The organism is Roseivirga sp. AWQ4_251, assembly GCF_056158225.1.
The window spans coordinates 752,618-778,749 of sequence record NZ_JBSWSW010000002.1; the positions used below are offsets into that span (position 1 = coordinate 752,618).

The window sequence follows — 26,132 nt, forward strand, 5'->3', positions numbered from 1 at the left end:
TTTCCTTAATAGGAACCGGAAAAACGAGAACCTCTCTAGGGACATCATTTAGATAAAAAAAAATTACACAATTCATTCAAGCCGAATAAATGTTATATAAAATCAACCGCTCTCATTTGTTAATTTACCCCCACAAGTAACTCATGATTTTCTATCTTTGTCACCTATGAATCACAATGAAACTGAAGTGCGCATACATGACAAAAGCTTCTTCATATACATAACTTCTAAACAAATTCAAGAGAAAGTCAATGAAATTGCTCAGCAAATAGACATTGAATATAAAGACAAAAACCCACTTTTGATTGGCATTTTGAATGGATCATTCATGTTTGCCAGCGACTTGATGAAGGAGATTTCTATTCCATGTGAAATCACTTTTATCAGAATGTCATCTTACAAAGGCGTTAGAAGTTCTGGAGCTGTTAAGCAGGTTTTAGGGCTTCAAGAAAATGTTTTCGGCCGCCATGTAATTCTAATTGAAGACATTGTAGATTCAGGCCTCACCATGGAACAAGTAATTGCTTTCTTTCAAGAAAGAGGCCCTAAATCGCTTAAGATAGCAACGCTTTTGGTGAAACCAGAAAAGGTTGAAACCGACATAAATCTTGACTTCGTAGGCTTCGAAATTCCCGAAAAGTTTGTGGTAGGTTATGGCCTAGACTATGATGCCCACGGGCGAAATCTCAAAGATATTTATCAATTGAAGGGCGAGTAAAATTTCCTTCACTATATTTGAACCCTCAAAATCCGATCTAGCGAATGGTAAACATAGTTCTATTTGGCCCTCCGGGTGCCGGAAAAGGCACTCAAAGCGAAAGAATAATCGATAAATTCGGGCTGAAACACATCTCTACAGGAGACTTATTTAGAAAGCACCTGGGAGAAGGCACTGACCTTGGAAAAAAGGCACAGTCGTTTATGGACAACGGCAAGCTTGTTCCAGATGAAGTGGTGATTGGCATGGTTGAGGACTTCCTAAATGCCAACTCAGAGGCCAAAGGCTTTATTTTTGATGGTTTTCCAAGAACCGTTGCTCAAGCAGAAGCTTTAGACGAGCTTTTGAGTAAGCACAACACAAGCATTGCCTGTATGATTATGCTTGATGTTCCTCAAGAGGAACTTAAAAAACGTTTATTGGAAAGAGGCAAAACTTCCGGTAGAGCCGATGACCAAAACGAAGAAAAAATCAACGTAAGAATTCAGGAGTACTTAGATAAAACCTTACCAGTAGCTGCGTTTTACGAAAAGCAAAACAAAGCTTGCAAAATTAATGGCGTAGGTTCGATTGATGGCATTTTTGAGCAAATCTCTGCTTCAATAGAGCCACATCACAACTAAGCCTTTCAGAAAAAATATTAATTTGGAGAAGATCGGTGTATGTCGGTCTTCTTTTTTATTTTCATAAGCTGCAATTATGGGCAATTCCAACTTTATCGACCATGTTAGAATTTATTGCCGTTCGGGCAATGGAGGTTCTGGTGCTGTGCATTTCAGAAGAGAAAAACACGTTCCTAAAGGAGGGCCTGATGGTGGCGATGGCGGCAGAGGAGGCCATATCATTCTTCGCGGCAACAAACAGATGTGGACATTACTCCACCTCAGATATCAGAAACACGTTTTTGCCGAGAACGGAGAAGGAGGTAGCGGCCATGGAAGTACTGGAGCCGATGGAAAGGACATCATCCTCGATGTGCCTCTTGGAACCGTAGCCAAGATTTCCGAACCTGAAGAACAATATCTGTTCGAGATAACTGAAGATGGTCAAGAAGTGGTTTTGATGCCCGGAGGCCGCGGAGGTTTAGGAAATACACATTTCAAAACATCCACTAATCAGACTCCTCGATTTGCCCAGCCCGGTGAACCTGGAAAAGAAGAACTGATTGTTCTTGAGTTGAAATTGTTGGCCGATGTTGGACTGGTAGGTTTCCCAAATGCGGGTAAATCAACCTTGCTTTCGGTGATTTCGGCAGCTAAACCTGAAATAGCAGATTACCCTTTTACCACTTTAGTGCCTAATTTGGGCGTGGTTCCTTACAGAGACCACCGCTCTTTTGTAGTAGCCGACATTCCCGGTATTATAGAAGGTGCTTCGGAAGGAAAAGGCCTTGGATTGCGTTTTTTAAGGCATATTGAGCGAAATTCCCTGCTTCTTTTCTTAGTTCCTGCCGATGCGGATGACATTGCTAAAGAATACGATATTTTGCTAGTAGAGCTTACCAAATACAATCCTGAATTATTGGACAAGCAACGGGTGCTGGCCATTTCAAAATGCGATATGTTGGATGAAGAAATGATGGAAGAAATGAAAACAATGCTTCCCCAAAGCTTGCCAACACTTTTCATTTCTTCAGTAGCTCAAATGGGCCTTCAAGAATTGAAAGATTTACTCTGGAAAAAGCTGACTCAAAACGAGTTAATATAAACCACAAAGATTAAGTCTTCTTATCAAGGATAATTTTCTATATATAAAGAACATATTTATGTGTTTTTTATATTTTTTGACATAAGTTATTTATTACTTTTAAGCCTATATTTTTTATTTAAACAAGAAGTTCATGCGTAAATCAATTGCTCTTAGTCTAATTATTTCATTTGTGTTTCTATCTAGTTGTGCATCCATAATTCATGGAGCATATCAGGATGTCACTTTTTCAAGCAGTCCCTCTGGAGCTAAAATTTTTGTTGATGGAGTAAATCTAGGAACTACCCCTAAAACTGTAGAATTAAGAAGAAAAGGGTACCGAAAAGATGACTTAGTGAAGAAGAAGGAGTATCAAGTCAAAATCGAGATGCCTGGTTATTTCCCATATGAAGTATCAATTAAAAGGGAAATGGATACATGGTTCTTAGGTAACATAATATTCGGAGGCATCATTGGTATTATCATTGACGCAGCCAACGGAGCAATGTATAAGCTTACTCCTGACCAAATAATAGCTCAAATGGCAAAGGATAATCAACAAGCTAAATTAAGTAGTGACGATGATGCCCTAAGTATCTTTGTAACACTTGAAGTAGACCCATCGTGGGAGAAAATTGGTCAACTACAAGTAAAATAGACTTAAAAAAAAATCAAATAAAAAGCCGCTAAAAGCGGCTTTTTTTTGTCATATATTTTGACATTCGGCCATAATTATCCTTTGAACTCATGTCAGATTGACACAGAATTTGGCTTGGCAATATAATTGCAGCCTCGCGCATGTTTTTATGCAATGAATAAGGCGCAAGTCGCACCCATTCAGTAAACATATTTTACACCGATGAAGAGTAAAAACGAAACGTTGGAAAAGGAAGAAGAAAAAAAAGCAGCTGAATCAGTAGAAAACACTGAGAATCAGGAGCAAAACGAAGAGCAAAAACAGGAAGAAACTGTAGAAGAAGCTCCAGAATTATCGGCTGAAGAAAAACTTGAAATAGAATTGGCAGAAGCCAAAGACAAGTATTTAAGGCTATATTCTGAGTTTGAAAACTTTAGAAGAAGAAATGCCAAAGAAAGAGGCGAATTGATCAAAACGGCTTCGGAAGGTCTTATGAAAGACTTAATCCCAACGGTTGATGATTTTGAAAGAGCCCAACAAGCCAATGAAAAGCAAACCGATGTGGATTCTATTAAAGAAGGCTTTAAGCTAATCCACAACAAACTTTTCAAGACTTTAGAGACCAAAGGTTTGAAAGTAATGAAAACAGAAAAAGGTGATGATTTTGATGCAGACTTGCACGAAGCCGTTACTCAATTTCCTGTTGAAGACGAAAAACTGAAAGGTAAAATTATTGATACAGTAGAGAAAGGATACTTCCTTGGAGAAAAGGTAATCCGATTCGCAAAAGTGGTGATAGGAGCATAAAATGGCAAAAAGAGACTACTACGACATATTAGGGGTAAGTAAATCGGCAACAGCAGATGAGCTCAAAAAAGCTTATAGAAAGCTTGCTATTAAATATCACCCCGATAAAAACCCTGACAATCCAGAAGCTGAAGATAAGTTTAAAGAAGCAGCCGAGGCTTATGAAGTATTGAGCAACGCTGAAAAGAAAGCTCAATACGATCGTTTCGGTCATGATGGCATGCGCGGTGGCTTTGGCGGACAAGGTGGCGGCATGAACATGGATGACATCTTCTCTCAATTTGGAGACATCTTTGGTGGTGGCGGTAGTCCATTCGAAAGCTTCTTTGGAGGCGGTGGCCGTAGCACCCGTCAGCGTAAAGGAAGCAACCTAAGAATTAAGCTTAAGCTTACCTTAGACGAAATTGCCAATGGTGTTGAGAAGAAGATTAAAGTAAATCGACTGATCAATGCCGAAGGAGTTACCTTTAAAACTTGCCCAACTTGTGGCGGTTCTGGCCAACAGAAGAAAGTGGTAAATACTATGCTGGGTCAAATGGTTTCTGCCAGTACTTGTAGCACTTGTCATGGTAGCGGAAAAATCATTGACCACAGACCAACAGGCGTAGACAGCACTGGCTTGGAAATGAAAGAGGAAATTATTCCAATTAAAATTCCTGCAGGTGTGGCCGAAGGCATGCAACTTTCAATGACGGGCAAAGGTAATATGGCTCCTGGCGGAGGCATTGCTGGTGACCTATTGATTGTAATTGAAGAAAAGGAACACGATGAACTAAAGCGCGATGGCAACAACGTGGTTTACGATTTGTACATCGGCTTTACCGATGCCGCATTAGGCACTAGTATTGAGGTACCAACCATTGAAGGGAAAGTTCGCATTAAAATAGACCCAGGAACTCAAAGCGGAAAAATTCTTCGCTTGAGAGGAAAAGGAATTAAGGATTTGAACGGTTACGGAAAAGGTGATCAGCTGATTCACGTCAATGTTTGGACACCTAAAAAGCTAAGCGCTGAAGAAAAGCAAATGCTTGAAAAACTGAGTCAATCAGAAAACTTTCAGCCGAAACCCGATAAGAACGACAAAGGATTCTTCGAAAAAGTTAGAGAATTCTTTTAACATTCTATAAAACTTAAACTAAAGGCCTCAAGAGTTAAATACTGCTTTTGAGGCCTTTTTTATTAGCTGAGGCCACTTTTTTAAATAATGAAACCCTATTTCCTGTTCAACGTATTCTAGTTCATGCTTAGGGTATTTTTACTGGCAATCATGTGTATGGGGATTGCGGGGTTGGATGTGAAGGGACAGAAGAAAGACCATTTTTCAGTGAAAAATGATGTCTCCTGTGAAAAGATACACTTCTTTTTAAAAGCCAGCTCAGGAACATGCGAAATACGAACCAGAAATGGTGAAACGCCTATTAACATAATGGGCGTAAGTGAAGAAGAATATGTAACCCCCGAATTTGGCCAACAACAACAAGGCGAAGTACTAAACGCCTGGCTTAATTTAAACGAAAGCGGAAAAGAGGGTTTTTCAAGCAAACTTTCAAAGATTTTCGCCAGAAAATCGACCGATGGAAAAAACTACTGGAGCATTTATTTCACCGACTACAAACCCTACGATTTAGACCTAAACTACGGTGTAGGAAAAGCCTATGTAGACCTTTCTGACATTGCTGTCGAAAAATTGAAAATAACTTCGGGCAACGCCCACGTAAAAGTAGGTTATCATTCTAAAATGAAGAACAAGGCAGAAATGGACACTTTTCTCGTGAATGTAGATTTAGGAGATGTGGAAATTGATCGCCTAAATATGGCCAGGGCAAAAACTGTTTTGGCTGAAGTAGGTTTCGGTACGGTGACTATGAATTTTGAAGAACTTCCTGAAACATCGAGCGAAATATGGGCACGTGTGGGAGCTGGAAATTTAACGGTTAATTTACCGATGGAATCCATTCCTATGATGATCAGGATTAAGGACACTTCTTACAGAAAAGTGAAAATGCCAGACAATTTTGTGCCCATCAGAAGCAACGTGTACGTAAGCCCTTCATATAATGAAGATTCCCCAAATCTATTAGTATTCAACATAGACCTTTCAATGGGCAGCGTTATTTTTGCCCAGAATTAATTTACCAAGTGGTTTAAATTCCGAAAAGCCGTAGCATTACCCGCTCAGCAGAATCTAAGGTTTCTTCCAAAAAGGTTTCTCAATATTTGATTACATTTAAAAGTATCACACACTTTTATCAAACTTAGTAATCACTCAAACCTCAGTATTTTGAATATCCTAGAAGCCAACAATGTATCTAAGAGCTATGCCCAGCATAGAGCTTTGAACAATGTGAGCATAAACATTCCGAAGCAATCCATTTTCGGTCTTCTTGGCCCAAATGGAGCGGGTAAAACCACATTGATCAGAATCATCAACCAAATTATTATGGCTGATGAAGGAGAAATCGTAATTAACGGAGAAAAGTTAGATCCAAAGCACATCCAGATTATCGGTTATTTACCGGAAGAAAGAGGGCTTTATAAGAAAATGAAGGTGGGCGAACAGCTGATGTTCTTGGCTCAACTGAAAGGCCTTAGTTCTGGTGAAGCTCGCGAAAGAGTTAAAAAATGGCTTTCGAAGCTTGGCCTTACGGAATGGGCAGGCAAAAAGGTTGAAGACCTTTCTAAAGGAATGGCTCAAAAAATCCAGTTCATTGCTACGGTTCTTCACGAACCTAAACTTCTGATTTTGGATGAACCTTTTTCTGGTTTCGACCCCGTTAATGCCAATTTGATCAAAGACGAAATTTTTGAACTTCGCGAAAAAGGTGCTACCGTTATTTTTTCAACCCACCGAATGGAATCTGTTGAACAACTTTGCGAGCACATCGCTATGATCAACAAGTCGGAAAAAATTCTGGACGGCACCAAAAAGGAAATCAAAGACTCCTTTAAATCGAATAAATATACGGTTCAGTACAAAGGAGAATTTTCAGATTTAGACCCCTCCTATTCACTTTTAGAAAACCGCATTTTGGAAGATAATCTTTTCGAGGCCATCATTCAATCTCCTAGTGGAAACAACCCTAACGACCTTTTGCGTCAATTGATCAATAAAACCGAGGTTCATTCATTTATGGAGGTTATTCCTTCTGTAAATGACATTTTTATTCAAATCGTGGAAGGAGGTAAAAAATCATGAAACAGATATTTCTAATTCTAAAAAGAGAATACACTACCCGAGTTAAGAAAAAGTCGTTTTTATTGGCTACCATTCTAACTCCACTTTTATTCCCAACCATTGTTTTCGGAATCATTTACCTTTCTACAAGAGACGGTGATTCTGGGCCAAAAGAAGTCTTTGTTTTAGACGAAAGCGGATATTTTCAAAATGAATTCAACGATGCGGATTATACATACAATTATGTAGATGGCACTTTAGAAGAGGCCAAAACCCAATTTCAAGAAGAAGGGGCTTACGGCTTAATGTATATTCCAAAAATTGATTTGGACGACACATCAAAAACCTTCTACGATGATTTCGCTTTCTATTCCAAAACCAACCCAGGCATGCAAATCATGCAAGGCTTTTCAAGCGACATTAGAAAAACACTGGAGAGAATTAAGTTAGACCGATCTGGTTTAGACCCTGCCGTGATCAATTCACTTAAAGTTTCTGTCGATCTGGATTCTTACAATGTAACTGAATCTGGCGAGGCTAAAAAAAGCAACTCAGGCTTAAGCTACGGGGTTGGCTACCTTTTCGGCTTCTTGATTTACATCTTCATTTTTGTTTACGGAAGCCAGATTATGCAATCCGTACTGGATGAAAAAACAAGTAGAATTGTTGAAGTGATTGTTTCTTCGGTTCGTCCATTCCAATTGATGATGGGTAAAATCTTAGGCGTTGGGAGCGTTGGTTTAACTCAGCTTTTAATTTGGGTTTCATTAGTCACTTTGCTTTCCACGGTTGGATTTTCAGTAATTGGTGGCGGAGTTGAAATGGGACAAACTGCCGACTTAAGCCAATCTCAAGAAGTAGCAGCTGAAGTGCAAAATGCGCTTAGCTCTATTCCAATTACCCAAATTGTACTTTGTTTTCTATTCTACTTTGTAGGCGCTTATTTACTCTATTCAGCATTGTACGCTGCGGTGGGTTCAGCTGTAGACAATCTACAAGATGCCCAACAATTTATGTTCCCAATCATTGTTCCTTTGATTGCGGCTATTGTTGCGCTAAACGTAGTATTGCAAGACCCGAACAGCACCATGGCCGTAACGCTATCCATGATACCATTTACTTCTCCTATTATTATGATGGGGCGTTTGCCATTTGGTGTACCAACCATCGAATTGATTGCCTCAATGGTGCTTCTAGTTTTAGGATTTATAGGTACCACATGGGTAGCGGGAAGAATTTACAGAGTAGGTATTTTAATGCATGGCGTGAAAGTGAACTGGAAAACCATTAGCAAGTGGTTTACAATGAAGATTTAAGACACACCTTACCAATATCAAAACATCAAAGGCCAGGTTTTTACTTGGCCTTTCTTTTTGCCTTCCGTAATACCAGTTCACTAAAAAAATGAGAAATTGCGACCCAAATAGAAATGGAAATTTAGAATATGTACTGGGAAAGCTATTCGCACAAAAAAATTAAAGACACCGTATTCAAAGCACTCAAACAAAACCTTGATTATAGAGAAAAACCTGTTCTAGGTTTACCTGCCTCTTACCTTGATACCGAGGTTTTCTATGATGATGCGCCATTCTTAAAAGATGCGCCATTCCTAAGTGCCTTAATTGCCAACCCAAACCACATCGGCTGCCACACGCTTAATGAATCGGAAGCTGCATTTCAAGGAACACATAAAATCGAAAAAGAACTGATCGACCTCTGTGCTCAGCAAATTTTTGAAGGAGGAAAAGACGATTTTGACGGTTATGTAGCTTCAGGCGGAACTGAAGCTAATATTCAAGCCATCTGGATTTTGAAGCGCTATTTCGAAGTAGAATTCAACGCCAAACCAGAAGAAATTGGAGTGATCTATTCTAAAGACGCTCATTATTCAATGCCAAAGGCTTCGAAACTATTGAGTTTAAAAGCGTTTGTCACCCAGGTAGACGATAGCACAAGAAGAGTAACAAAAGAAAGCCTTTCGGAAAATATAGAAAAGGCGAAGGAAGAAGGCGTAAAACACTTTATCGCTATTATGAACATGTCAACCACAATGTTTGGCTCTGTAGATGACATTGTTGAAATAACAGGTTGGCTTGATGAATTAAAGGTAGATTACATGGTTCATGTCGATGGTGCTTTTGGAGGCTACATCTACCCTTTCACCACTTCGAATCTCGACTATACTTTTCAAAACCCGAAAATCAATTCCTTCACCTTGGATGGACACAAAATGCTTCAATCTCCATATGGAACGGGCATCTATCTAACCCGAAAAGGATTTATGGAATACGCCCTTACGGAAGAGGCAAACTATGTTAAGGGAAAAGATTACACATTAATCGGAAGTAGATCTGGCGCAAACGCTATTGCGGTTTGGATGATTATGCGCACTTATGGTTCAGATGGCTGGAAAGCCAAAATTCAAAGACTTATGGCAAAAACCGATCGTCTTTGCAGCAACCTTAGCGAAAGAGGCATTGAGTACTTCAGAAACCCAGAAATGAACATCATTACCATTCGAGCTAAATATGTATCACCCGAACTAGCGCATAAATATTTGCTAGTGCCAGATGCCCATGGCAATAATGTGAAGTGGTGGAAAATTGTGGTGATGGACCACGTAACCCAAGGTCTAATAGATAGCTTTTTAAACGATTTGGATGCTGAACTTCAATAGTAATTATAGCTACTAAACATCCGAATATCATATGCATCACCACTTAAAATCTACCATATAATATTCTGTCATTTTTATAAAACACAAGCCAAAACAACCATCCTATCCATTTAAACTCGTTATTTACTGTTTGTCAAGATTTTCTCGAGGTATAGTTTTTTTTAACTATTCTTAAATCAAATTGCAAGTAGCAAAACTTAATCAAACCGAATTATTAACTCAACTTTTTAAAAATGATATCAAGGTATCTATTACTTTTTTCAATATCATTTATTTTCTTGTTCCAAACTCAAATGGAAGCACAAGTTCTATTTGGTAGAGTAATAGGTAAAGAAAGTAAAAAGGCTGTGCCTTATGCAAGTATAAAGCTTATCGGCTCTAAATATTTAAATAAACAAGTTGGGGTTTCGGCAGATGAAAATGGACTTTTCTCTCTGGCGGTAGCCAATTTCCCTGTTCAAATTGAGGTCTCTTCCGTTGGTTTTAAGCCTAAACAGTTAGAGGTTTTAAAGCTATCAGACAATTTAATAATAGAACTTGAATCTGGATCCACTCTTCTAGAGGATGTAATAATTTCAGGAGAAAAAATATCTCAAGAAGAGCTTCGCTCCCCTATACAAATTGAGAAGCTATCCATGAAGGAGTTAAAAAATACTGCTTCTTTTAATTTTTATGATGCCGTTACAAATCTCAAAGGCGTTGATGTAGCAACCCAAAGCATTATCATTAACACAGTGAATACTAGAGGATTTAACTCTAATACTAACTTAAGGTTTCGTCAATTTACTGATGGCATAGATAGTCAGGCACCAGGCTTAGGTTTTTCTTTAGGGAACATTGTTGGGCCAAGTAATCTCGATGTAGAATCCTTAGAACTTATACCTGGCCCAACAACATCAAAATATGGAAACGGGGCATTCAACGGAGTTCTGGATATGAAGTCGAAAAACCCATTTGATTATCAAGGCTTGAGTTTCGAAGTTAAAGGTGCATCCTTAGGAACAGATGAGTATGATTCGCAATTCATTAGTATAGGTAATGACTTTATAAAAGAAGGAGCCCTTAGATTTGCGACAGCATACAAAGACAAAATTGGTTTTAAAATAAATGGCTCTTTCCTTTCTGGGGTTGATTTTAAAGCAGTCAACTATGACAACATTGGTCCTGGTGCAGCATTTGAAAACACTACAAATTCCGATAACCAAGGTATCAATGGAGTTAATATATATGGAGATGATAGAGTTGCCTATATGGTTGTCCCTCTTCGAGTTTCAAATCCTAATGGTGATGGAATTTTTAATATATCCCCAAGAGATACTGCTTTTGCTGTAACAAGAAAAGGCTATAAAGAAGAAGACCTAGTGAATTATAATGCAGAAAACATAAAATTAAATGGTGCTCTGCATTTTAGATTTAATGATAATTCAGAACTATCCCTTGCATCATTTTATGGTAAGGCATCAACTATGATTACTGGAGATGACAGGATAGCACTGAGAGACTTCTCTATACAACAGCATAAAATCGAATTAAATATTAAATCATTTAATGTTAGAGCTTACACTACGATGCAAGATGCTGGAAACACCTATAATGTGGGAAGATTAGCTGAATCATTAATTCAAACCGCCAAACCTGATGCCATATGGTACAACCAATATGAAAGGTTATACAGAGGAGGAAGAGGAGGTTTTCAGACAGCGAGGAGAATAGCAGACACTGGATTTCCAGGAAACTATTTAGCTCGATTTGAGCCAGAAACAGAAAGATTCGATTCGCTAAGGTCAAAGATAATCACCTCAATAGATCCTGGTTTTGGTGCCAAGATTTTCGATAAATCAAAAATTTATCACCTAGAAGCAAATACGAAAATCAAGAAGTGGGGCGACTTCTTCTCAGATTTTGAGGTTGGCATGAGTGCCAGATTGTATGACCCCGAATCTGCGGGGACAATATTTACCGATAGTACTGGGAATAATGTAACTAACTTTGAAATTGGAGCATTTGCTGAGGCCAGCCATAAAATAGATGATAAAACAGAAGCCACAGCATCGTTAAGAATTGACAAAAACGAAAATTTCAACATCATATCAAGCCAACGGATATCAGCGGTCAGACAAATCAAGAATAATACTTTTTTAAGAGGCTCATTACAAAGAGGGCAAAGGTTACCTAACATAAGAGAGCAATTTTTTAACCAAAACCTTGGGGACTTAACCATAGTCGGGGGGTTACCTCAAGTTGTCGGGGCTTACGACCTAAACAATAACGCCATTTTGCAGAGTTCAGTAGAAGCTTACAATGAAGCTATAAGCAATGAAGTAAACAGAATTTTAGCTCAACCTGATGCAACTGTTAATGTTGAAAATTTGAGATTAAGATACCTAAATATCATTCAAGACGGAGTAATTGGCTCAAATCAGCTGAAAGGAATCAAACCTGAAACTATTACGAGTTTAGAATTCGGTTTCCGCAGTTTAATTGAAGAAAAACGCCTAATAGAAGCAATCCTATATATCAACCACTATCAAGACTTTATAGGTGTAACAAGAGTAATTAAACCTCGTACAAGCCCTACGATAGATTTACTTTTAGCAGCAGAGCAGGCCAATAACCCAGGAGCAAGTGACCAATATTATATATCCGATAATTCAACAAAACCAATTATTACGCAAGGCTTGGAATTAGTTTATGATGTTACGAGTGATGGAGGAACAAATTTCGCTATCAATATGACATTTGCTAATATCATTCAAAAATCAAACGATTCACTCACTCCTGGTTTCAACACTCCTCCTTTCAAACTTAACATGAGTTTAGGCCATAGCGATATAGCCCCTAATTTTGGAGCCAAATTATCGTGGAGATACCGCTCAAAATATGACTGGGAGAGTAATTTTGTTGATGGTGAAATTCCAAGCTATAACACCTTTGATTTCCAATTTACCTATAGGATACCTTCAATCAATACTGCAATACGTCTCGGAGGAAACAATGTGTTGAATCAAGCTCAATTCAATGCATTTGGAGGCCCTGAAATAACCTCATTCTACTACATATCGCTCACCTTTGATCCTTTTTAAATCATGCGAAATCAATACATAAAATCTTTTATAGGTATAAATCGCTCAATTTTATTTTTTGGAGTTTTTTTAACCATTTGGAGCTGTCAATATGAGTTTCCTGAGAAACCAAAAGATATAAAAGATGACTTAGGCGAAATTGACTTTAATAATCCAGTTTTTTTAGGAGGAACCCAATTTAGTGGAGTTAGTAATGGTGCGATATCAACATCTTCAAGTTCTAGCTCCATTCCTCAAATTCTACTAAATAAAATTCATGGTTTAGAATCTTCCAGTTCTTATCCATCACCTGCTGTGAGCTCTGAAAATGGTTTCAATATATACGAAAATTCAAGTTTTAATTCAAGCGTTGGTCAATACCGATTAATATATCCTTCATTAGATACTGGAGACTTCACAACAGTTCTAACAGAGGGAGATCCTTTTCAATATATTAACCCAAATGGGACACTTAGTAATTTTTCTTTCCCTCAAACACAAATATTGGATTTCACTGAATCCAACAGAATTCAAAATCCATATTTACAAGCTTTCTATTCTAGCCTTAGTCAAAGCATTCTTAAAAGTATAGAGGAAATGTCTCCCTCCTTTTTTCTCTTAAATCTAGGCTATGAAGACATATTAGCATACGCATCCAATGGGGCTGAAGGTCAAAGCAATGTTTCTAATCCCGAAACACATTCATTCGGTGATTTGATCAGTGAAGAATTGTTTGAACAGAAGCTAACCGAAACAGTTGAAGGATTGTTAGCTTCCAATCCAAACGCAAAAGGATTGTTGATGAATATACCTGATTTCTTGAAATTCCCATTTTTCACTGAAGTTAAATTTGATATTACTCCTTATATCCAAGGAACTCCATTATATAATCTAACTGTACAGGCTGCTGCCCAATATAATACCCAGCTCGATAATTATTATCAGCAAAACCCCAACATACCATATTGGGAAAGAAGACCCTATCTGGACTTTGCTTCGGATAGAGCCTTCAATTGGGGCATAATTGTAACAGACAAAGATTTGGATGAAGCATATGGTTATACAGGGGAACCATTACCTAAAATACGCCATGCACACAGAAAAGATCTTATTTTTCTCCCTCTGGAAACAGTCCTAAATAAATCGAAAGGACATTTTTACACCAATGCATTAACCGAGAAAGAATACTTAAAAGAAGTAGAAGCTCAATTGATTTCTTCCAAGATAAACTCTTTCAATCAAATCATAGAATCTGTTTCCTCTCGCTATAATGGACGGATATCAGTAGTTGATATGTTTTCCTATTTTCAACAGATGTATGAAGGCTTTGATCCATTCCTTAACAGAAGGGCAGATGGAAAAGAAATTAATGGGGTCTTATTTTATCCTGGAATAGAGAAATTTGGGATTTTCTCAGCTGACGGACTTAACCTTAACCCCAGAGGAAATGCTCTAATTGTAAATTTGATCATTGAGGAGCTCAACAATTCATTTGGAGCAGAAATACAGCCAGTAGACCCAAATTCATTTCAAGGAACCCACATCTATCCATTTGATCAATAGCAAAAAGTAATTATAACTAGTTCGCAATTTTCAGCAACAAGAAGAACTGAACATATTGGTTCTTCTTGTTGCTTTGATCTAAGATTGGGTCGTAGTCCGAAATATTGGTGAAAGCTTTGTTATAGCGAAGGCCCAAATCCATAAAAAAATCGACCGAGTAGCTAATGCCCAAAGTTCCGGAAAACTCCCAATCATTACTGTAAGCACCTCCGATATTTACCCTATTTCCTTCGCTTGTGTGATTATATGCTTTTGAAAGGCGTAAAATCTCCGGCCCTGCGCTAATTTTTACTCTATTGTTCAAAAAATAATCGAACAAAATTGGGCCGCCCCAATAGTTGAATTTATAATCCAAATCAGCGTTGTCAATTTCGGCTCCTTTTAAGGTATAGCCCGGTTCAATGGACATTCCCACCCCTTTAGCCAGTGGAAAACTCAAAACTCCCGACACGCTGAATCCTTTAATGGTTTGCAATTCATAGTTGCCTTCTCCCTGCTTTGAATTCATTGAAGATAGATTGAACCCTCCCTTTATGGCAAAATAGACACCATCTACATTTTGAGAAAAACCATTATGCTGAGCAACCAAGAATAAAATTGCTATTCCTAAAAATCGAAGCTTCATGTTTTGTCTGTAAAAAGTGAAATTAAAATTAGAAAGATATCTTAAATAAAAAGCTTTTACCTTACTTTTTAACTTAAAAATCACATTCTAATGATAAAACTCTTACAGATTTAATACTTGATAAAAATGAGTTTGTCTCTTGAAAAGCTAATGTCATAGTTGTTTATACATTCATTTCAATAATTTTCGTTACTTCCCAGTATGCAAAATCCGTTCAAGGGTTCATTAAACATCGACTTCTACAATAACCAGTCTACTATTAAATACATCATTTTAATAGTAGCTGTAGTAATTGGCATTGGGTCAATTATTTACACGTCTCAACTGGTAAAAGTCTTGAAACAGAGAGAGCGTGACAACATCAGTCTTTGGGCCAAGGCGGTTGAATTTTCCACAATAGATGAAGGCCCCAGCTTAACCTTTATTGCGAACAACATTATTCGCCCCGACAACTCACTTCCTGTAATCATATTGGATTCAGCTACCCAAAACATCATGGCTCAGCGGAATGTGGAGCCCAACGATTCATCATTAGATGCCGAAGACGACCCCAATATTCAGAGAACGCTGAATAAAATGAAAAGCGAAAACGAGCCCATTCCGATTGTTATGCGCGATGGCCCGAATGGAAGCATCTCTAGCGTTCAGTATGTGTATTACAGAAATTCGAGATTACTGAGGCAGCTTAGCGCCTATCCTTATATTCAATTGTCGGTAATTGCCATTTTTGGCTTCATTGCCTATTTAGCTTTCAGTTATTCAAGAAAAGCGGAGCAAAACAGGGTTTGGGTAGGCTTGGCTAAAGAAACGGCTCATCAATTGGGCACTCCTCTTTCTTCACTTATGGCTTGGGTAGAATACTTAAAAAGTATGCCCCAGATGGAAGGTAAAGAAGATATTATTGTAGAACTGGACAAGGATGTTCATCGCTTGGAAATGATCACTTCCAGATTTTCCAACATAGGTTCTTCTCCTATACTTAAGGATGAAAACCTGCTAAATGCCATTGAAAATACCATCAACTACTTGAAACCTCGAGTTTCGTCCAAAGTCAGTTTTCATATCGATGCTGATGCACCACATCTGACCGCAAAGATGAACCGCCCTCTTTTCGAATGGGTTGTTGAAAACATTGTAAAAAATGGAGTGGATGCCATGAGTGGCATTGGGAAAATCACCATCACCATAGGGCAAGAATCAGAAAATGCGGTATTTATCGACATTCAAGATAATGGCAAAGGAATAGCCAAAGGCAAAATTAAAGAAGTGTTTAAACCTGGTTTTACTACCAAAAAAAGAGGCTGGGGTTTAGGCCTTACTTTGGTAAAACGCATTGTAGAAAATTACCATCTCGGACGTATTTTCGTCAAATCATCTCAGACTGATGTGGGAACTACTTTCAGAATTATTCTTCAAAGCTAAAACCAGAAACCATCACTCCGTCAAGGTTTTAACACGAAATACTGCGAAAAACGAATCACTTTTGGAGTAGCAAACTTTCGGGGTCTCATTTTCTTTACAACCCTTTGGTTTAATCGATATTAGACCTACCTTTGCACCCAGAAAAGTAAACCCCATTTTTCCTATCTTAGATAAACAATAACGAATGGCAAATATTGGAAAGATCACCCAGGTAATTGGGCCTGTAGTGGATGTAAGCTTTGATGCCGCTGGAGCGAAATTACCAAACATCCTTGATGCTTTGGAAGTAACCAAAGAAAATGGTCAGGTAGTAGTGCTGGAGTGTCAGCAACACCTAGGTGAAGACAGAGTAAGAACCATCGCGATGGACTCTTCTGAAGGTCTTACCAGAGGAATGGACGTTGTAGACACTGGATCTGCAATCTCAGTTCCTATCGGTGAAGATATTAAAGGTCGTTTGTTCAACGTAGTAGGTCAAGCTATCGATGGTATCGATCAGCCAAAAGGAGAAAAAACTCTTCCTATCCACAGACCAGCTCCTAAGTTCGAAGATCTTTCCACTTCAACTGAAGTTCTTTTCACAGGTATCAAAGTAATCGACCTTATCGAGCCTTATGCAAAAGGTGGTAAAATTGGTTTGTTCGGTGGTGCCGGTGTAGGTAAAACTGTATTGATCCAAGAGTTGATCAACAACATTGCAAAAGGACACGGAGGTCTTTCTGTATTTGCAGGTGTTGGAGAGAGAACAAGAGAAGGAAACGACTTGCTTCGTGAGATGATTGAATCTGGCATCGTTAGTTACGGTGATGATTTTATGCATTCTATGGAAGAAGGCGGATGGGATCTTTCTAAAGTAGACAAAGAAAAATTAGCTGAATCTAAAGCTACCTTCGTATTCGGTCAGATGAACGAGCCTCCAGGTGCGAGAGCAAGAGTGGCCCTTTCTGGTCTTACTATCGCTGAATACTTCCGTGATGGTGATGGCGAAGGTCAAGGAAGAGATATCCTCTTCTTTATCGATAATATTTTCCGTTTCACTCAAGCAGGTTCTGAAGTATCGGCCCTTCTAGGTCGTATGCCTTCTGCGGTAGGTTACCAACCAACCCTTGCTACTGAAATGGGTGCCATGCAAGAAAGAATTACTTCTACTAAGAATGGTTCGATTACTTCTGTACAGGCCGTTTACGTTCCTGCGGATGACTTGACTGACCCTGCTCCTGCAACTACTTTCGCTCACTTGGATGCTACTACCGTACTTTCAAGAAAGATTGCTGAGCTAGGTATCTATCCTGCGGTAGATCCATTGGATTCTACTTCAAGAATTTTGACTGCTGAAATCCTTGGTGATGAGCATTATGACTGTGCTCAAAGAGTAAAAGAAACGCTTCAGCGTTACAAAGAACTTCAAGATATCATCGCTATCCTTGGTATGGACGAATTGTCTGACGAAGATAAATTGGTTGTATCAAGAGCAAGACGTGTACAAAGATTCCTTTCTCAGCCATTCCACGTTGCTGAGCAATTTACAGGTTTGAAAGGTGTTCTTGTAGACATTAAAGATACCATCAGAGGTTTCAACGAAATTCTTGATGGTAAGCATGACGACCTTCCTGAAGCTGCATTCAACTTGGTAGGAACCATTGAAGAAGCTAGAGCGAAAGGTGAGAAACTATTGGCAGAAGCCACTAAATAAGAATGTCTATGCTACTAGAAATAGTAACACCAGATAAAAAAGTCTTCGAAGGCGAAGTGAGTTCTGTCACGTTTCCAGGAGCAAAAGGCGAGTTTCAGGTTTTAACAAACCACGCCCCAATGATCAGTGCCCTTGGCAGAGGAAAAGTGAGCATTATGGCTTCTGGTAAAAAAGAAGAATTGCTTATTGATGGCGGAGTTGTTGAAATTTTGAACAACAACGTAGTCGTATTAGCCGAGTTGGTTATTGAAGAATAGACTCTATTAACTGTATTATATAAAGCCTTTCTGAGCAATCAGAAAGGCTTTTTTGTTTTTGCGTGTTCAGAATTAATCCTAGATTTGGCGAAACACTTTTTAATATGTCGGTTACTTTTCCATTTGGACTACCTCAAAATCCCCACTTCGCAGAATTCATTTACTATAGCGACCTTTTTCTTTCACACGAAGTAAACCGAGTTCGATCTTTATGGGACACACATGAAACGCAAGAGGCGAAATTAAGTGCCGGGCAAGAAGCCACTGAGGACAAGGATTTACGCAGATCTAAAGTGACATTTATTGCTCCTGACGACCAAAACCAATGGATTTACCAGAAGCTAGCCAGCGTAGCCATTCAAAGCAACAACGAGCGCTACGGCTTCGATATTCATGGCTTTCACCACGGTTTGCAATTAGCGCGTTATGGCGAAGGAGATTTTTTTGATTGGCACCTTGATTTTGGACCCGGCCAAACTTCTAACCGGAAACTGAGCATTTCGGTACAACTTTCGGATTCTGATGAATATGAAGGCGGAGATCTTCAGTTTATGATCAATCAGAAAATCGTAAACGCTCCAAGAGCTAAAGGTACCATAGTGGTGTTCCCTTCATTCATCATTCACAGAGTAACACCAATTACAAAAGGTGAGCGCCAATCCATTGTGGGCTGGTTAGCTGGACCTCCTTACAGATAAACTACGATTTGTCAGAAGTTAATTTCCTTCACTTAACCTCTGTAAGCTCAATATTTACGCTTCCGTAAAGCCAATGATCTTGAGCCACAACGGCCCCAGACTCCAAGGTAAGGTAGTTTTCCCATGTAAACTCCATTCCGCCTAATGGCAAAATGGAAACCCACATTTTAACTGAAGTAGGACGGCCAAATTCGTCCAAAAACCAGACATAGCTATCGCCTGGCGTTGAACCACCTTGCGTGTAAGTCACCATTAAACCTTCTCTCCCATCACCAAGTGTAACTAGCTTTCTTTCAGTACCAGGATCAAAAGCTTTGAAGGGAGCACAGAGCCAAAAACTATCGTTATTAAAAAAGTCCCAAGCTTTTTTAATCAAGTCGGCAGGTTCTTCCTTTAAATGATTCGGAGCTTGAAGAATTTCACCTGATGCCGTTTCTGGATTCAATTCAATTTCGATCTGATCCCAACGCACATTCACCTTGTTCTGTACTCGATCCCAATCGTAATGATGAATGCCCTTAAATGTCCAAGAAACGGTTTCTGTAGTATCCCAAGCAGCTTTATTTAGCGACTCCATCATTTTAAGAGCCATTTCATCTGCTTTGGCACCAGCTTGCCCCTCAGGCTTCGATTCATTTTTAATCAAATAGAAAATGAACAAAAAGGCGATTAAAGCAATCAAGCCAATAGACAATATGCGAAACAGCTTTTTCATATTTTAGGGTTATGGTTTAAGGCAAATCTGAAATTGAAAACGGATTGAAACGTTACATTGCCCTTCTTCCTTATAAATTTACAGTATGGCGAAAGATCACACTAATTTTTTTAACGATGTATATGAGGTTGCGCGTTTAATTCCTGAAGGAAGGGTTACTTCATACGGAGCGATTGCTACCTACTTGGGCACCAAAGGCAGTTCCAGAATGGTGGGCTGGGCTATGAGCGCAGCGCATGGGAAAGCAAACGTGCCTGCACACAGAGTGGTTAATCGGGCGGGCATTTTAACCGGTAAAAATCATTTTGAAACGCCCACCATCATGCAAGAACGTTTGGAAGCCGAAGGAGTAAAAGTGGTAGATGATAAAATTCAGGATTTCAAAAATGTTTTCTGGAACCCCGTGGACGAACTCGGATTGTAAAAGATTAAAATCCTCTACTTTTGCCAAAGATTTTGATTGAATGATCAGGAAAAAACCGACACGAATAAACCGCCCCTTAGATCAGGTGAAAGAAGAAGGTAGAAAACGCGTATTCTTCATCTTGAAAATCTTATTGCTGATTTCCATACTAACATGGAAAGATCAGTTTGGAGGCAGTTACGAAAGATTTAACAGCGCCTACGGCCATATTTTACCAGCCATTTTAAACTATGTCACGGGTATTCTTATTATCTCCTTCGGAAGGCTTTCACTGGTATATCTTTACCTTAAAAGAAGACACAAAGAAGACGATTTCAAGGATAATTTTATTCTAGGCATCAACAGAATTGCTTCCATTCTTTCGGTAGTTGTTCTACTCATTTCCGTATTGGTTTATTTCGATATAGAAGCCAAAGAATTTCTTACCTCACTGAGTATTGTAGCTGCCGCAATCGCCATCATTTCCAAGGACTACATCGTGAATATGATCAATGGATTGATTCTGATGTTCTCTAACCAGCTCTCGCTAAACGACTACATTAAGATCGATGAATTTGCGGGCAGAATTCTGGACATCAACTTGATGAATATCATTTTATTGAGCGATGAAGACGAGATAATTTACGTTCCGAATACTTTGGCCATCAATGCCAGTGTGATTAACAGCACCAAGAAGAACTTTAAAAAATTAAGCTTCGACTTTGAGCTTTCTCCCGAAACATTGGGCAACCCCGATAGTTTGGAAGATTATATTGTTGAAGCACTAAAAGCCCAATTCAAAAATATCAACCTGGAGAAATTCAATTTGAAAGTAGCTGATATTAAGAAAGATACCGTAAGCTTAAAACTTTATATAACGCTGGACAAGAAGGACAAAGACCTTGAAAAACCAGTGAGAAGATTCATCAACAAAACAATTTTGAACTACGCTGCTGAAAACAAAAAATAGCAGTCAATTTTTATTCAATGGAAGCACTACTTACATCGCAGGGACTTATCGCCCTTTTAACCCTCGCTTTTTTAGAGATTATTCTGGGCGTGGACAACATCATTTTCATTTCTATCATTTCAAACCGATTGCCTGCCAACCAGCAGAAAAAAGCCAGAAACACAGGGCTTGCTTTGGCTTTGGTTATGCGAATTGGCCTTTTGTTGGGAATTAGTTGGATCATCGGTTTCACTGAACCGCTATTCACTTTACTAGATCATGGGGTAAGCATTAAAGACCTGATTCTAATTGTAGGTGGTTTGTTCCTAATTGGCAAAAGCACCACGGAAATCCATCATACTTTAGAAGGTGATGAACAACATGAATCAAAAAACAAGGCCACCACTATTGGCAAAGTAATACTTCAAATTGTAGCGCTCGATGTTGTATTCTCTTTCGATTCAATTCTTACCGCGCTAGGGCTTACTGAAGAAATTCTGATTATGATTATTGCGGTAACACTGGCCATGTTTGTAATGATGACCTTCGCTGGCAAAATCAGTGCTTTTATCAACAAGCACCCTTCTTTGCAAATGCTCGCAATGTCCTTCCTGATTCTGATTGGGTTTATGCTTGTACTAGAAGGCATTGGCCACCATATTGAAAAAGGATATATCTACTTTGCCGTGTTCTTCTCTCTAACTGTTGAGATTCTAAACATGAGAAAAAGAAAGAACGATATGGCTGTTAAACTCAGAAAACGTATTGTGGGAGACAAGTAATTAATCTTGCTCAATTCTCCCTTTCAAATCTTCGGTAAAGGCTGTTTTATCATCTATATAAATGGCCAGTACCGAAGATTTTTTTCTTTCAGAAATTCTTAGCTTAAATGAGCCATTGATAAAACCCTCATGCCTTTCTTATCCTGAGCATAGCGAAGGAACTAGTTTCAACAAAGAGTCCCTTCGTATCCTCAGGGAAGAAAGTTTCCTTAAAACTCAATTCAGCCCTTCCATTTAGCAATGGCCAGCATACCCACAAAAGTTAGAGCTCCATTCAAAATCAGAATAAAGAAGCCGAACTGAAACCCGTTGAACCAAACGGCTGCATTAGCATCGATAATGTATGAGATGAGCGGAGAGAGCAAACAAAGCGGCAAAACCAATTTATCGCGCACCTGAAGCTTGGTTAAAAGGCCGAACGAAAATAAGCCCAGCAAAGGCCCATATGTATAACCAGCAGCAGTGAAAATGGAGTTGATAACGCTGTCGTCATTTATGGCATTAAAGACTAGAATTACCAAAAATAGCAGTATGGAAAAACCGACATGCACTTTCAGGCGAATAGGTTTCTTTTCTGGCTCAGCTCTTTTTTCGAAGTTCAGAAAATCGACACAAAAAGCCGTTGTAAGAGCAGTTAAGGCAGAATCAGCACTTGAATAAGCTGCAGCAACAATGCCCAATAAGAACACCACCCCTGCGAAAGTGCTTAAATGATCAAGTGCTATTAATGGGTAAAGATTATCGGTTTTAGCAGGGATTTCAATACCGTTTTGGCCTGCATACAAATAGAGCAAAGCACCCAAACCAAGAAAAAGCAAATTAGCAATGACCAAAACTACACTGAACCAGAATACATTTTTCTGAGCATCGCCCAAACTGCGGCAGGTCAGGTTCTTTTGCATCATATCTTGATCCAGGCCTGTCATTACAATGGCAATAAAAGCACCCGAAATAAACTGTTTGAAAAAGTCCTTTTTATTGTTCCAATCGAAGAAGAAAATCTGTGAGTAATCGCTCTCTCGAATTTGGCCAATAGCATCACCAAAGCCAATACCCATTTCTTTGGTAATCAAATAAATGGTAACCACCACAGCAGTTAGCATAAAGAACGTTTGAAGCGTGTCAGTCCAAACAATGGTTTTAATGCCTCCTTTGAATGTATAAACCCAAATCAGCGCAATGGTAATTAATACTGAAACCCAAAAAGGAATTCCGAAGCTATCGAAAAGGGCAAACTGAAGTACACCTGCTACCAAAAACAATCTGAAAGCCGCGCCTACAGTTCGCGAAAGCAAAAAGAAAAGCGAGCCCGTTTTGTAAGACCAAAACCCGAATCTTTCTTCCAAATAGCCATAAATGGAAACCAAATTCAGGCGGTAATACAAAGGCATAAGCACAGTGGCGATAACAACATAACCCACCAAATAGCCCAAAACTACCTGAAAGTAAGAGAAAGAGCCTGCGCCCACCGCACCAGGAACAGAAATGAAAGTGACACCCGAAAGCGAAGCGCCTATCATTCCGAAAGCCACTAAATACCAAGGCGATTGCTTATTGGCCGTAAAAAAGGTTGCAGAATCAGCCTTTTTAGAGGTAATTCTGGCAATAATGATCAACAGTAAAAAGTATCCGCCAATAATGGCAGCAACTAAACTTGGGCTCATGTAGTGTAGGTTTTAACTCGAATATCTCCTTAGGTTGATTGGTAAACAAGACTTTCCTAAAAAGATTACAAACTTAGTTAAGATAAGTGCTTTGTTTCATTTTGACTGCGCAACTTGACATAACCCCATGAATATCAGACAAAAATAATTTACCACAAATAAATTCAGGGAACCTTCTAAAGTATAGAATGTTTACTGAGCAAACGAATTTTCGTACATTTGAAAAAATTTCGAGATATGAATTTTAACTATCAAGAAGAAGAGTTAGTCGAGGTGCTCGACAAAACAACTGATGAGGAGTTATGCGATTTGGTAGTATTCAATGATGATGTCAATACTTTTGAGCACGTAATTAACGTGCTTATGAAAGTTTGCAAACACACTGTAGAACAAGCCGAACAATGTACATACCTTATTCATTTTAAAGGAAAATGCACGGTTAAGCATGGTTCTTTTATTGAATTAAAACCTATGTGCGAAAGCATTCTTTCTGCCGGCATTACTGCTACCGTTCTATAAATTATCTAGCCTTAATTCTTCGATTTACATTTGAACTTCCCTCCTAAAATTGTTGAAAACGCAATAGAGGAAATCTCCAAACTACCGGGCATAGGCAAAAAAACCGCCCTTAGATTGGTGCTCCATCTGCTAAAACAAGAACCGATTAATACCACACACTTAACCAATTCCCTAAACGAATTGAGGGAAGGCGTAAAGTATTGTAGCACCTGCCACATTATTTCCGACACTACGGATTGTACCTGCAAAACCATTAAGCGCGATTTGACCACAATTTGCGTGGTTACAGATACGCCCGATGTAATTGCGGTAGAAAACACCGCCCAATATCGTGGCCTTTACCATGTTTTGGGAGGCGTTATTTCACCTATTGAAGGCATTGGCCCAGCCGATATTCACATTGATTCGCTGATAGCGCGAGTAAAAAACAGCGAACCTAGAATTGAAGAGGTGATTTTGGCCTTAAGCCCTACCATGGAAGGTGACACTACGGCCTTTTACATTACCAAAAAACTTAAGGAGTTTGACGTAAAAATCACTTCGATTGCCCGTGGTATTCCTATGGGCGGTGAGTTAGAATACACAGATGAAATTACTTTGGGCCGAAGCATTATGACCCGTTCGGAGTATAAATAGATTTTTCTTTCCTTTTATTCCTATTTTGCCATGAAATGAGGAAAAAGTTAAGACTAATCATTGAAGACAATACAACAAAGCAAGGAAGGCTCTTTGACTATTTTGTTCAAGGCTTAATCTTGCTTTCTCTGATTTCCTTTTCAATTGAAACCTTACCAAATAATTCGAATGAGTTAAAGAAGGTGCTTTCTTTTATAGAAATCAGTTGTGTAATGATCTTCTCTTGCGAATATCTGCTTAGGGTTTATGTAGCTGAAAAACCACTCAAATACATATTTAGCTTTTATGGAATAATTGATCTTTTCTCCATTTTACCATTCTATTTAAATAGAACGATAGACTTAAGAGCGTTAAGGTCTTTCCGTATCCTACGAATATTCCGAACCCTAAAACTCATCCGTTATAACAGAGCCCTTCACAGATTTCATATTGCAGCAAGAATCGTTAAAGAAGAGATGATTTTGTTTTTCATAGTTACTTGCATTCTCATATTCCTATCGGCTTCAGGCATTTACTTCTTTGAGAACGCGGAACAACCCGAAACATTCAGTTCTGTTTTTCACAGCCTTTGGTGGGCAATTGTAACCCTAACTACGGTTGGTTATGGTGATTCAATTCCAGTTACTATGGGAGGTAGAATCTTTACGTCCTTTGTGTTGATAATAGGAATCGGAATTGTCACAGTTCCTGCCGGGCTAATCGCCACAGCTTTAACCAAAGCAAGAATTATTGAAGAAGAGGAGATACAAAAAGAGTATGATTAAAAAAAAGGACGACACTTGATCAGAATGTCGTCCTTTGTTGATCTATTGCTACGGCTAATGCCTAATTGGTTTCTAAAACGCCAGCTGCATAAAATCGCTGAATATTCAGGGCTGAAAGTAGAATCTCCAAATGATCTAATGCGTCTGCTATGGTTCTTTTGGTTTCGTAATCCCGTTCTTCCGCTACCAACTGGTCTACTTCTTTGTAAACCTTATCGATTCTTCTTTTCAAAAGATCGATCATCTCCAAATCACTATACTTCAAAAACTTCATTTGAAAATAGATGAATACCGGAGCCCATTGTTTGCCGTGTAGTAATTCAATCTCCTTGCTCGAAGCACCAATCCCTTTGAAAAGAAGAGATTTAGTTGCTGCCAAATTACTTTCGTGAATTGCGAAGTAATCTTTCGCATCTTCCGAAAGGCACATATCGTGCATAAAGTGAGCAATTTTAGCCGTGTTAGCGATCTTTAAGATTACGGCCTTCATTCTTTGGTGATTCGATTCTACAGTTTTCATAGCGTTTTGGATTTGCACATATAAATGTGATAATCGTGCCAAAACAGAAAAACATGCGAAAACACTACAGAAAAGGCATTTACTCTGCTAAAGCTTTATGCCAATGCAGGGTAATTTTTTCTACAAATGAGAATTTTTGGGTCGAATTGAAAGAACACTT

The 26,132-nt window shown here is 38.8% G+C and carries 26 protein-coding genes; 22 read left to right on the top strand and 4 right to left on the bottom strand.

What is annotated here, in order from left to right; genetic code table 11:
- Positions 1-166 precede the first annotated feature (166 nt).
- From hpt to ACXACJ_RS17565, 12 genes are all read left to right on the top strand, one after another.
- Positions 167-718 (top strand): hypoxanthine phosphoribosyltransferase, encoded by a 552-nt coding sequence (gene hpt, locus ACXACJ_RS17510; RefSeq protein ID WP_475135707.1) that lies wholly within the window; start codon positions 167-169, stop codon positions 716-718.
- 44 nt (positions 719-762) lie between these two features.
- Positions 763-1,341, top strand: coding sequence for an adenylate kinase (locus ACXACJ_RS17515; RefSeq protein ID WP_475135708.1), 579 nt, complete (start codon positions 763-765; stop codon positions 1,339-1,341).
- Between the two features lie 76 nt (positions 1,342-1,417).
- Entirely contained in the window at positions 1,418-2,425 is a 1,008-nt protein-coding gene (gene obgE, locus ACXACJ_RS17520) for a GTPase ObgE (RefSeq protein WP_475135709.1), read from the top strand.
- Between the two features lie 133 nt (positions 2,426-2,558).
- On the top strand, positions 2,559-3,062 hold the full coding sequence (locus ACXACJ_RS17525) for a PEGA domain-containing protein (RefSeq protein ID WP_475135710.1): 504 nt from the start codon (positions 2,559-2,561) through the stop codon (positions 3,060-3,062).
- Positions 3,063-3,263: 201 nt separating this feature from the next.
- On the top strand, positions 3,264-3,848 hold the full coding sequence (locus ACXACJ_RS17530) for a nucleotide exchange factor GrpE (RefSeq protein ID WP_475135711.1): 585 nt from the start codon (positions 3,264-3,266) through the stop codon (positions 3,846-3,848).
- A gap of 1 nt (position 3,849) precedes the next feature.
- Positions 3,850-4,965, top strand: a complete 1,116-nt coding sequence (dnaJ, locus tag ACXACJ_RS17535; RefSeq protein WP_475135712.1) for a molecular chaperone DnaJ — start codon at positions 3,850-3,852, stop codon at positions 4,963-4,965.
- Positions 4,966-5,088: 123 nt separating this feature from the next.
- Positions 5,089-5,979, top strand: a complete 891-nt coding sequence (locus tag ACXACJ_RS17540; RefSeq protein WP_475135713.1) for a hypothetical protein — start codon at positions 5,089-5,091, stop codon at positions 5,977-5,979.
- Positions 5,980-6,129: 150 nt separating this feature from the next.
- The gene (locus ACXACJ_RS17545; RefSeq protein ID WP_475135714.1) at positions 6,130-7,044 is read left to right on the top strand and encodes an ABC transporter ATP-binding protein; all 915 of its coding nucleotides are present in this window, start codon (positions 6,130-6,132) and stop codon (positions 7,042-7,044) included.
- Complete coding sequence (locus ACXACJ_RS17550) at positions 7,041-8,339, top strand: ABC transporter permease (protein ID WP_475135715.1); 1,299 nt, start codon at positions 7,041-7,043, stop codon at positions 8,337-8,339. Before ACXACJ_RS17545 ends, ACXACJ_RS17550 begins: the two co-directional genes overlap by 4 nt.
- Positions 8,340-8,467: 128 nt before the next feature.
- Entirely contained in the window at positions 8,468-9,700 is a 1,233-nt protein-coding gene (locus ACXACJ_RS17555; protein ID WP_475135716.1) for a pyridoxal-dependent decarboxylase, read from the top strand.
- Between the two features lie 233 nt (positions 9,701-9,933).
- Positions 9,934-12,783 (top strand): TonB-dependent receptor, encoded by a 2,850-nt coding sequence (locus ACXACJ_RS17560; RefSeq protein ID WP_475135717.1) that lies wholly within the window; start codon positions 9,934-9,936, stop codon positions 12,781-12,783.
- A 3-nt stretch (positions 12,784-12,786) separates the two neighbouring features.
- Positions 12,787-14,325, top strand: a complete 1,539-nt coding sequence (locus tag ACXACJ_RS17565) for a hypothetical protein (protein WP_475135718.1) — start codon at positions 12,787-12,789, stop codon at positions 14,323-14,325.
- 16 nt (positions 14,326-14,341) lie between these two features.
- On the opposite strand, the gene ACXACJ_RS17570 is transcribed toward ACXACJ_RS17565, so the two are convergent.
- On the bottom strand, positions 14,342-14,950 hold the full coding sequence (locus ACXACJ_RS17570) for an outer membrane beta-barrel protein (protein WP_475135719.1): 609 nt from the start codon (positions 14,948-14,950) through the stop codon (positions 14,342-14,344).
- Positions 14,951-15,151: 201 nt separating this feature from the next.
- Here ACXACJ_RS17570 and ACXACJ_RS17575 point away from each other — a divergent pair, with 201 nt between their 5' ends.
- From ACXACJ_RS17575 to ACXACJ_RS17590, 4 genes are all read left to right on the top strand, one after another.
- Complete coding sequence (locus tag ACXACJ_RS17575) at positions 15,152-16,372, top strand: sensor histidine kinase (protein WP_475135720.1); 1,221 nt, start codon at positions 15,152-15,154, stop codon at positions 16,370-16,372.
- Positions 16,373-16,556: 184 nt separating this feature from the next.
- Complete coding sequence (gene atpD, locus ACXACJ_RS17580; protein ID WP_475135721.1) at positions 16,557-18,065, top strand: F0F1 ATP synthase subunit beta; 1,509 nt, start codon at positions 16,557-16,559, stop codon at positions 18,063-18,065.
- 8 nt (positions 18,066-18,073) lie between these two features.
- On the top strand, positions 18,074-18,322 hold the full coding sequence (gene atpC, locus ACXACJ_RS17585) for an ATP synthase F1 subunit epsilon (protein ID WP_475135722.1): 249 nt from the start codon (positions 18,074-18,076) through the stop codon (positions 18,320-18,322).
- Positions 18,323-18,426: 104 nt separating this feature from the next.
- On the top strand, positions 18,427-19,020 hold the full coding sequence (locus tag ACXACJ_RS17590; RefSeq protein WP_475135723.1) for a 2OG-Fe(II) oxygenase: 594 nt from the start codon (positions 18,427-18,429) through the stop codon (positions 19,018-19,020).
- Between the two features lie 28 nt (positions 19,021-19,048).
- Here ACXACJ_RS17590 and ACXACJ_RS17595 read toward each other — a convergent pair whose 3' ends face one another.
- Complete coding sequence (locus ACXACJ_RS17595; RefSeq protein ID WP_475135724.1) at positions 19,049-19,735, bottom strand: hypothetical protein; 687 nt, start codon at positions 19,733-19,735, stop codon at positions 19,049-19,051.
- Positions 19,736-19,820: 85 nt separating this feature from the next.
- Between ACXACJ_RS17595 and ACXACJ_RS17600 the strand changes: the two genes are divergently transcribed.
- The 3 genes from ACXACJ_RS17600 to ACXACJ_RS17610 are packed head-to-tail and all read left to right on the top strand — an operon-like array spanning position 19,821 to position 21,869.
- Positions 19,821-20,159, top strand: coding sequence for an MGMT family protein (locus ACXACJ_RS17600; protein ID WP_475135725.1), 339 nt, complete (start codon positions 19,821-19,823; stop codon positions 20,157-20,159).
- A gap of 40 nt (positions 20,160-20,199) precedes the next feature.
- Entirely contained in the window at positions 20,200-21,108 is a 909-nt protein-coding gene (locus ACXACJ_RS17605) for a mechanosensitive ion channel domain-containing protein (protein ID WP_475135726.1), read from the top strand.
- 17 nt (positions 21,109-21,125) lie between these two features.
- Positions 21,126-21,869: a TerC family protein gene (locus ACXACJ_RS17610; RefSeq protein WP_475135727.1), complete on the top strand. Its 744-nt coding sequence runs from the start codon at positions 21,126-21,128 to the stop codon at positions 21,867-21,869.
- 221 nt (positions 21,870-22,090) lie between these two features.
- On the opposite strand, the gene ACXACJ_RS17615 is transcribed toward ACXACJ_RS17610, so the two are convergent.
- Entirely contained in the window at positions 22,091-23,533 is a 1,443-nt protein-coding gene (locus ACXACJ_RS17615) for a sodium:solute symporter (protein WP_475135728.1), read from the bottom strand.
- A gap of 237 nt (positions 23,534-23,770) precedes the next feature.
- Here ACXACJ_RS17615 and ACXACJ_RS17620 point away from each other — a divergent pair, with 237 nt between their 5' ends.
- The 3 genes from ACXACJ_RS17620 to ACXACJ_RS17630 are packed head-to-tail and all read left to right on the top strand — an operon-like array spanning position 23,771 to position 25,452.
- The gene (locus tag ACXACJ_RS17620) at positions 23,771-24,052 is read left to right on the top strand and encodes an ATP-dependent Clp protease adaptor ClpS (protein WP_475135729.1); all 282 of its coding nucleotides are present in this window, start codon (positions 23,771-23,773) and stop codon (positions 24,050-24,052) included.
- A 30-nt stretch (positions 24,053-24,082) separates the two neighbouring features.
- The gene (gene recR, locus ACXACJ_RS17625) at positions 24,083-24,688 is read left to right on the top strand and encodes a recombination mediator RecR (RefSeq protein WP_475135730.1); all 606 of its coding nucleotides are present in this window, start codon (positions 24,083-24,085) and stop codon (positions 24,686-24,688) included.
- 35 nt (positions 24,689-24,723) lie between these two features.
- Complete coding sequence (locus tag ACXACJ_RS17630) at positions 24,724-25,452, top strand: ion transporter (RefSeq protein ID WP_475135731.1); 729 nt, start codon at positions 24,724-24,726, stop codon at positions 25,450-25,452.
- A 61-nt stretch (positions 25,453-25,513) separates the two neighbouring features.
- On the opposite strand, the gene ACXACJ_RS17635 is transcribed toward ACXACJ_RS17630, so the two are convergent.
- Positions 25,514-25,972, bottom strand: a complete 459-nt coding sequence (locus tag ACXACJ_RS17635) for a hypothetical protein (protein WP_475135732.1) — start codon at positions 25,970-25,972, stop codon at positions 25,514-25,516.
- Between the last annotated feature and the right edge of the window lie 160 nt (positions 25,973-26,132).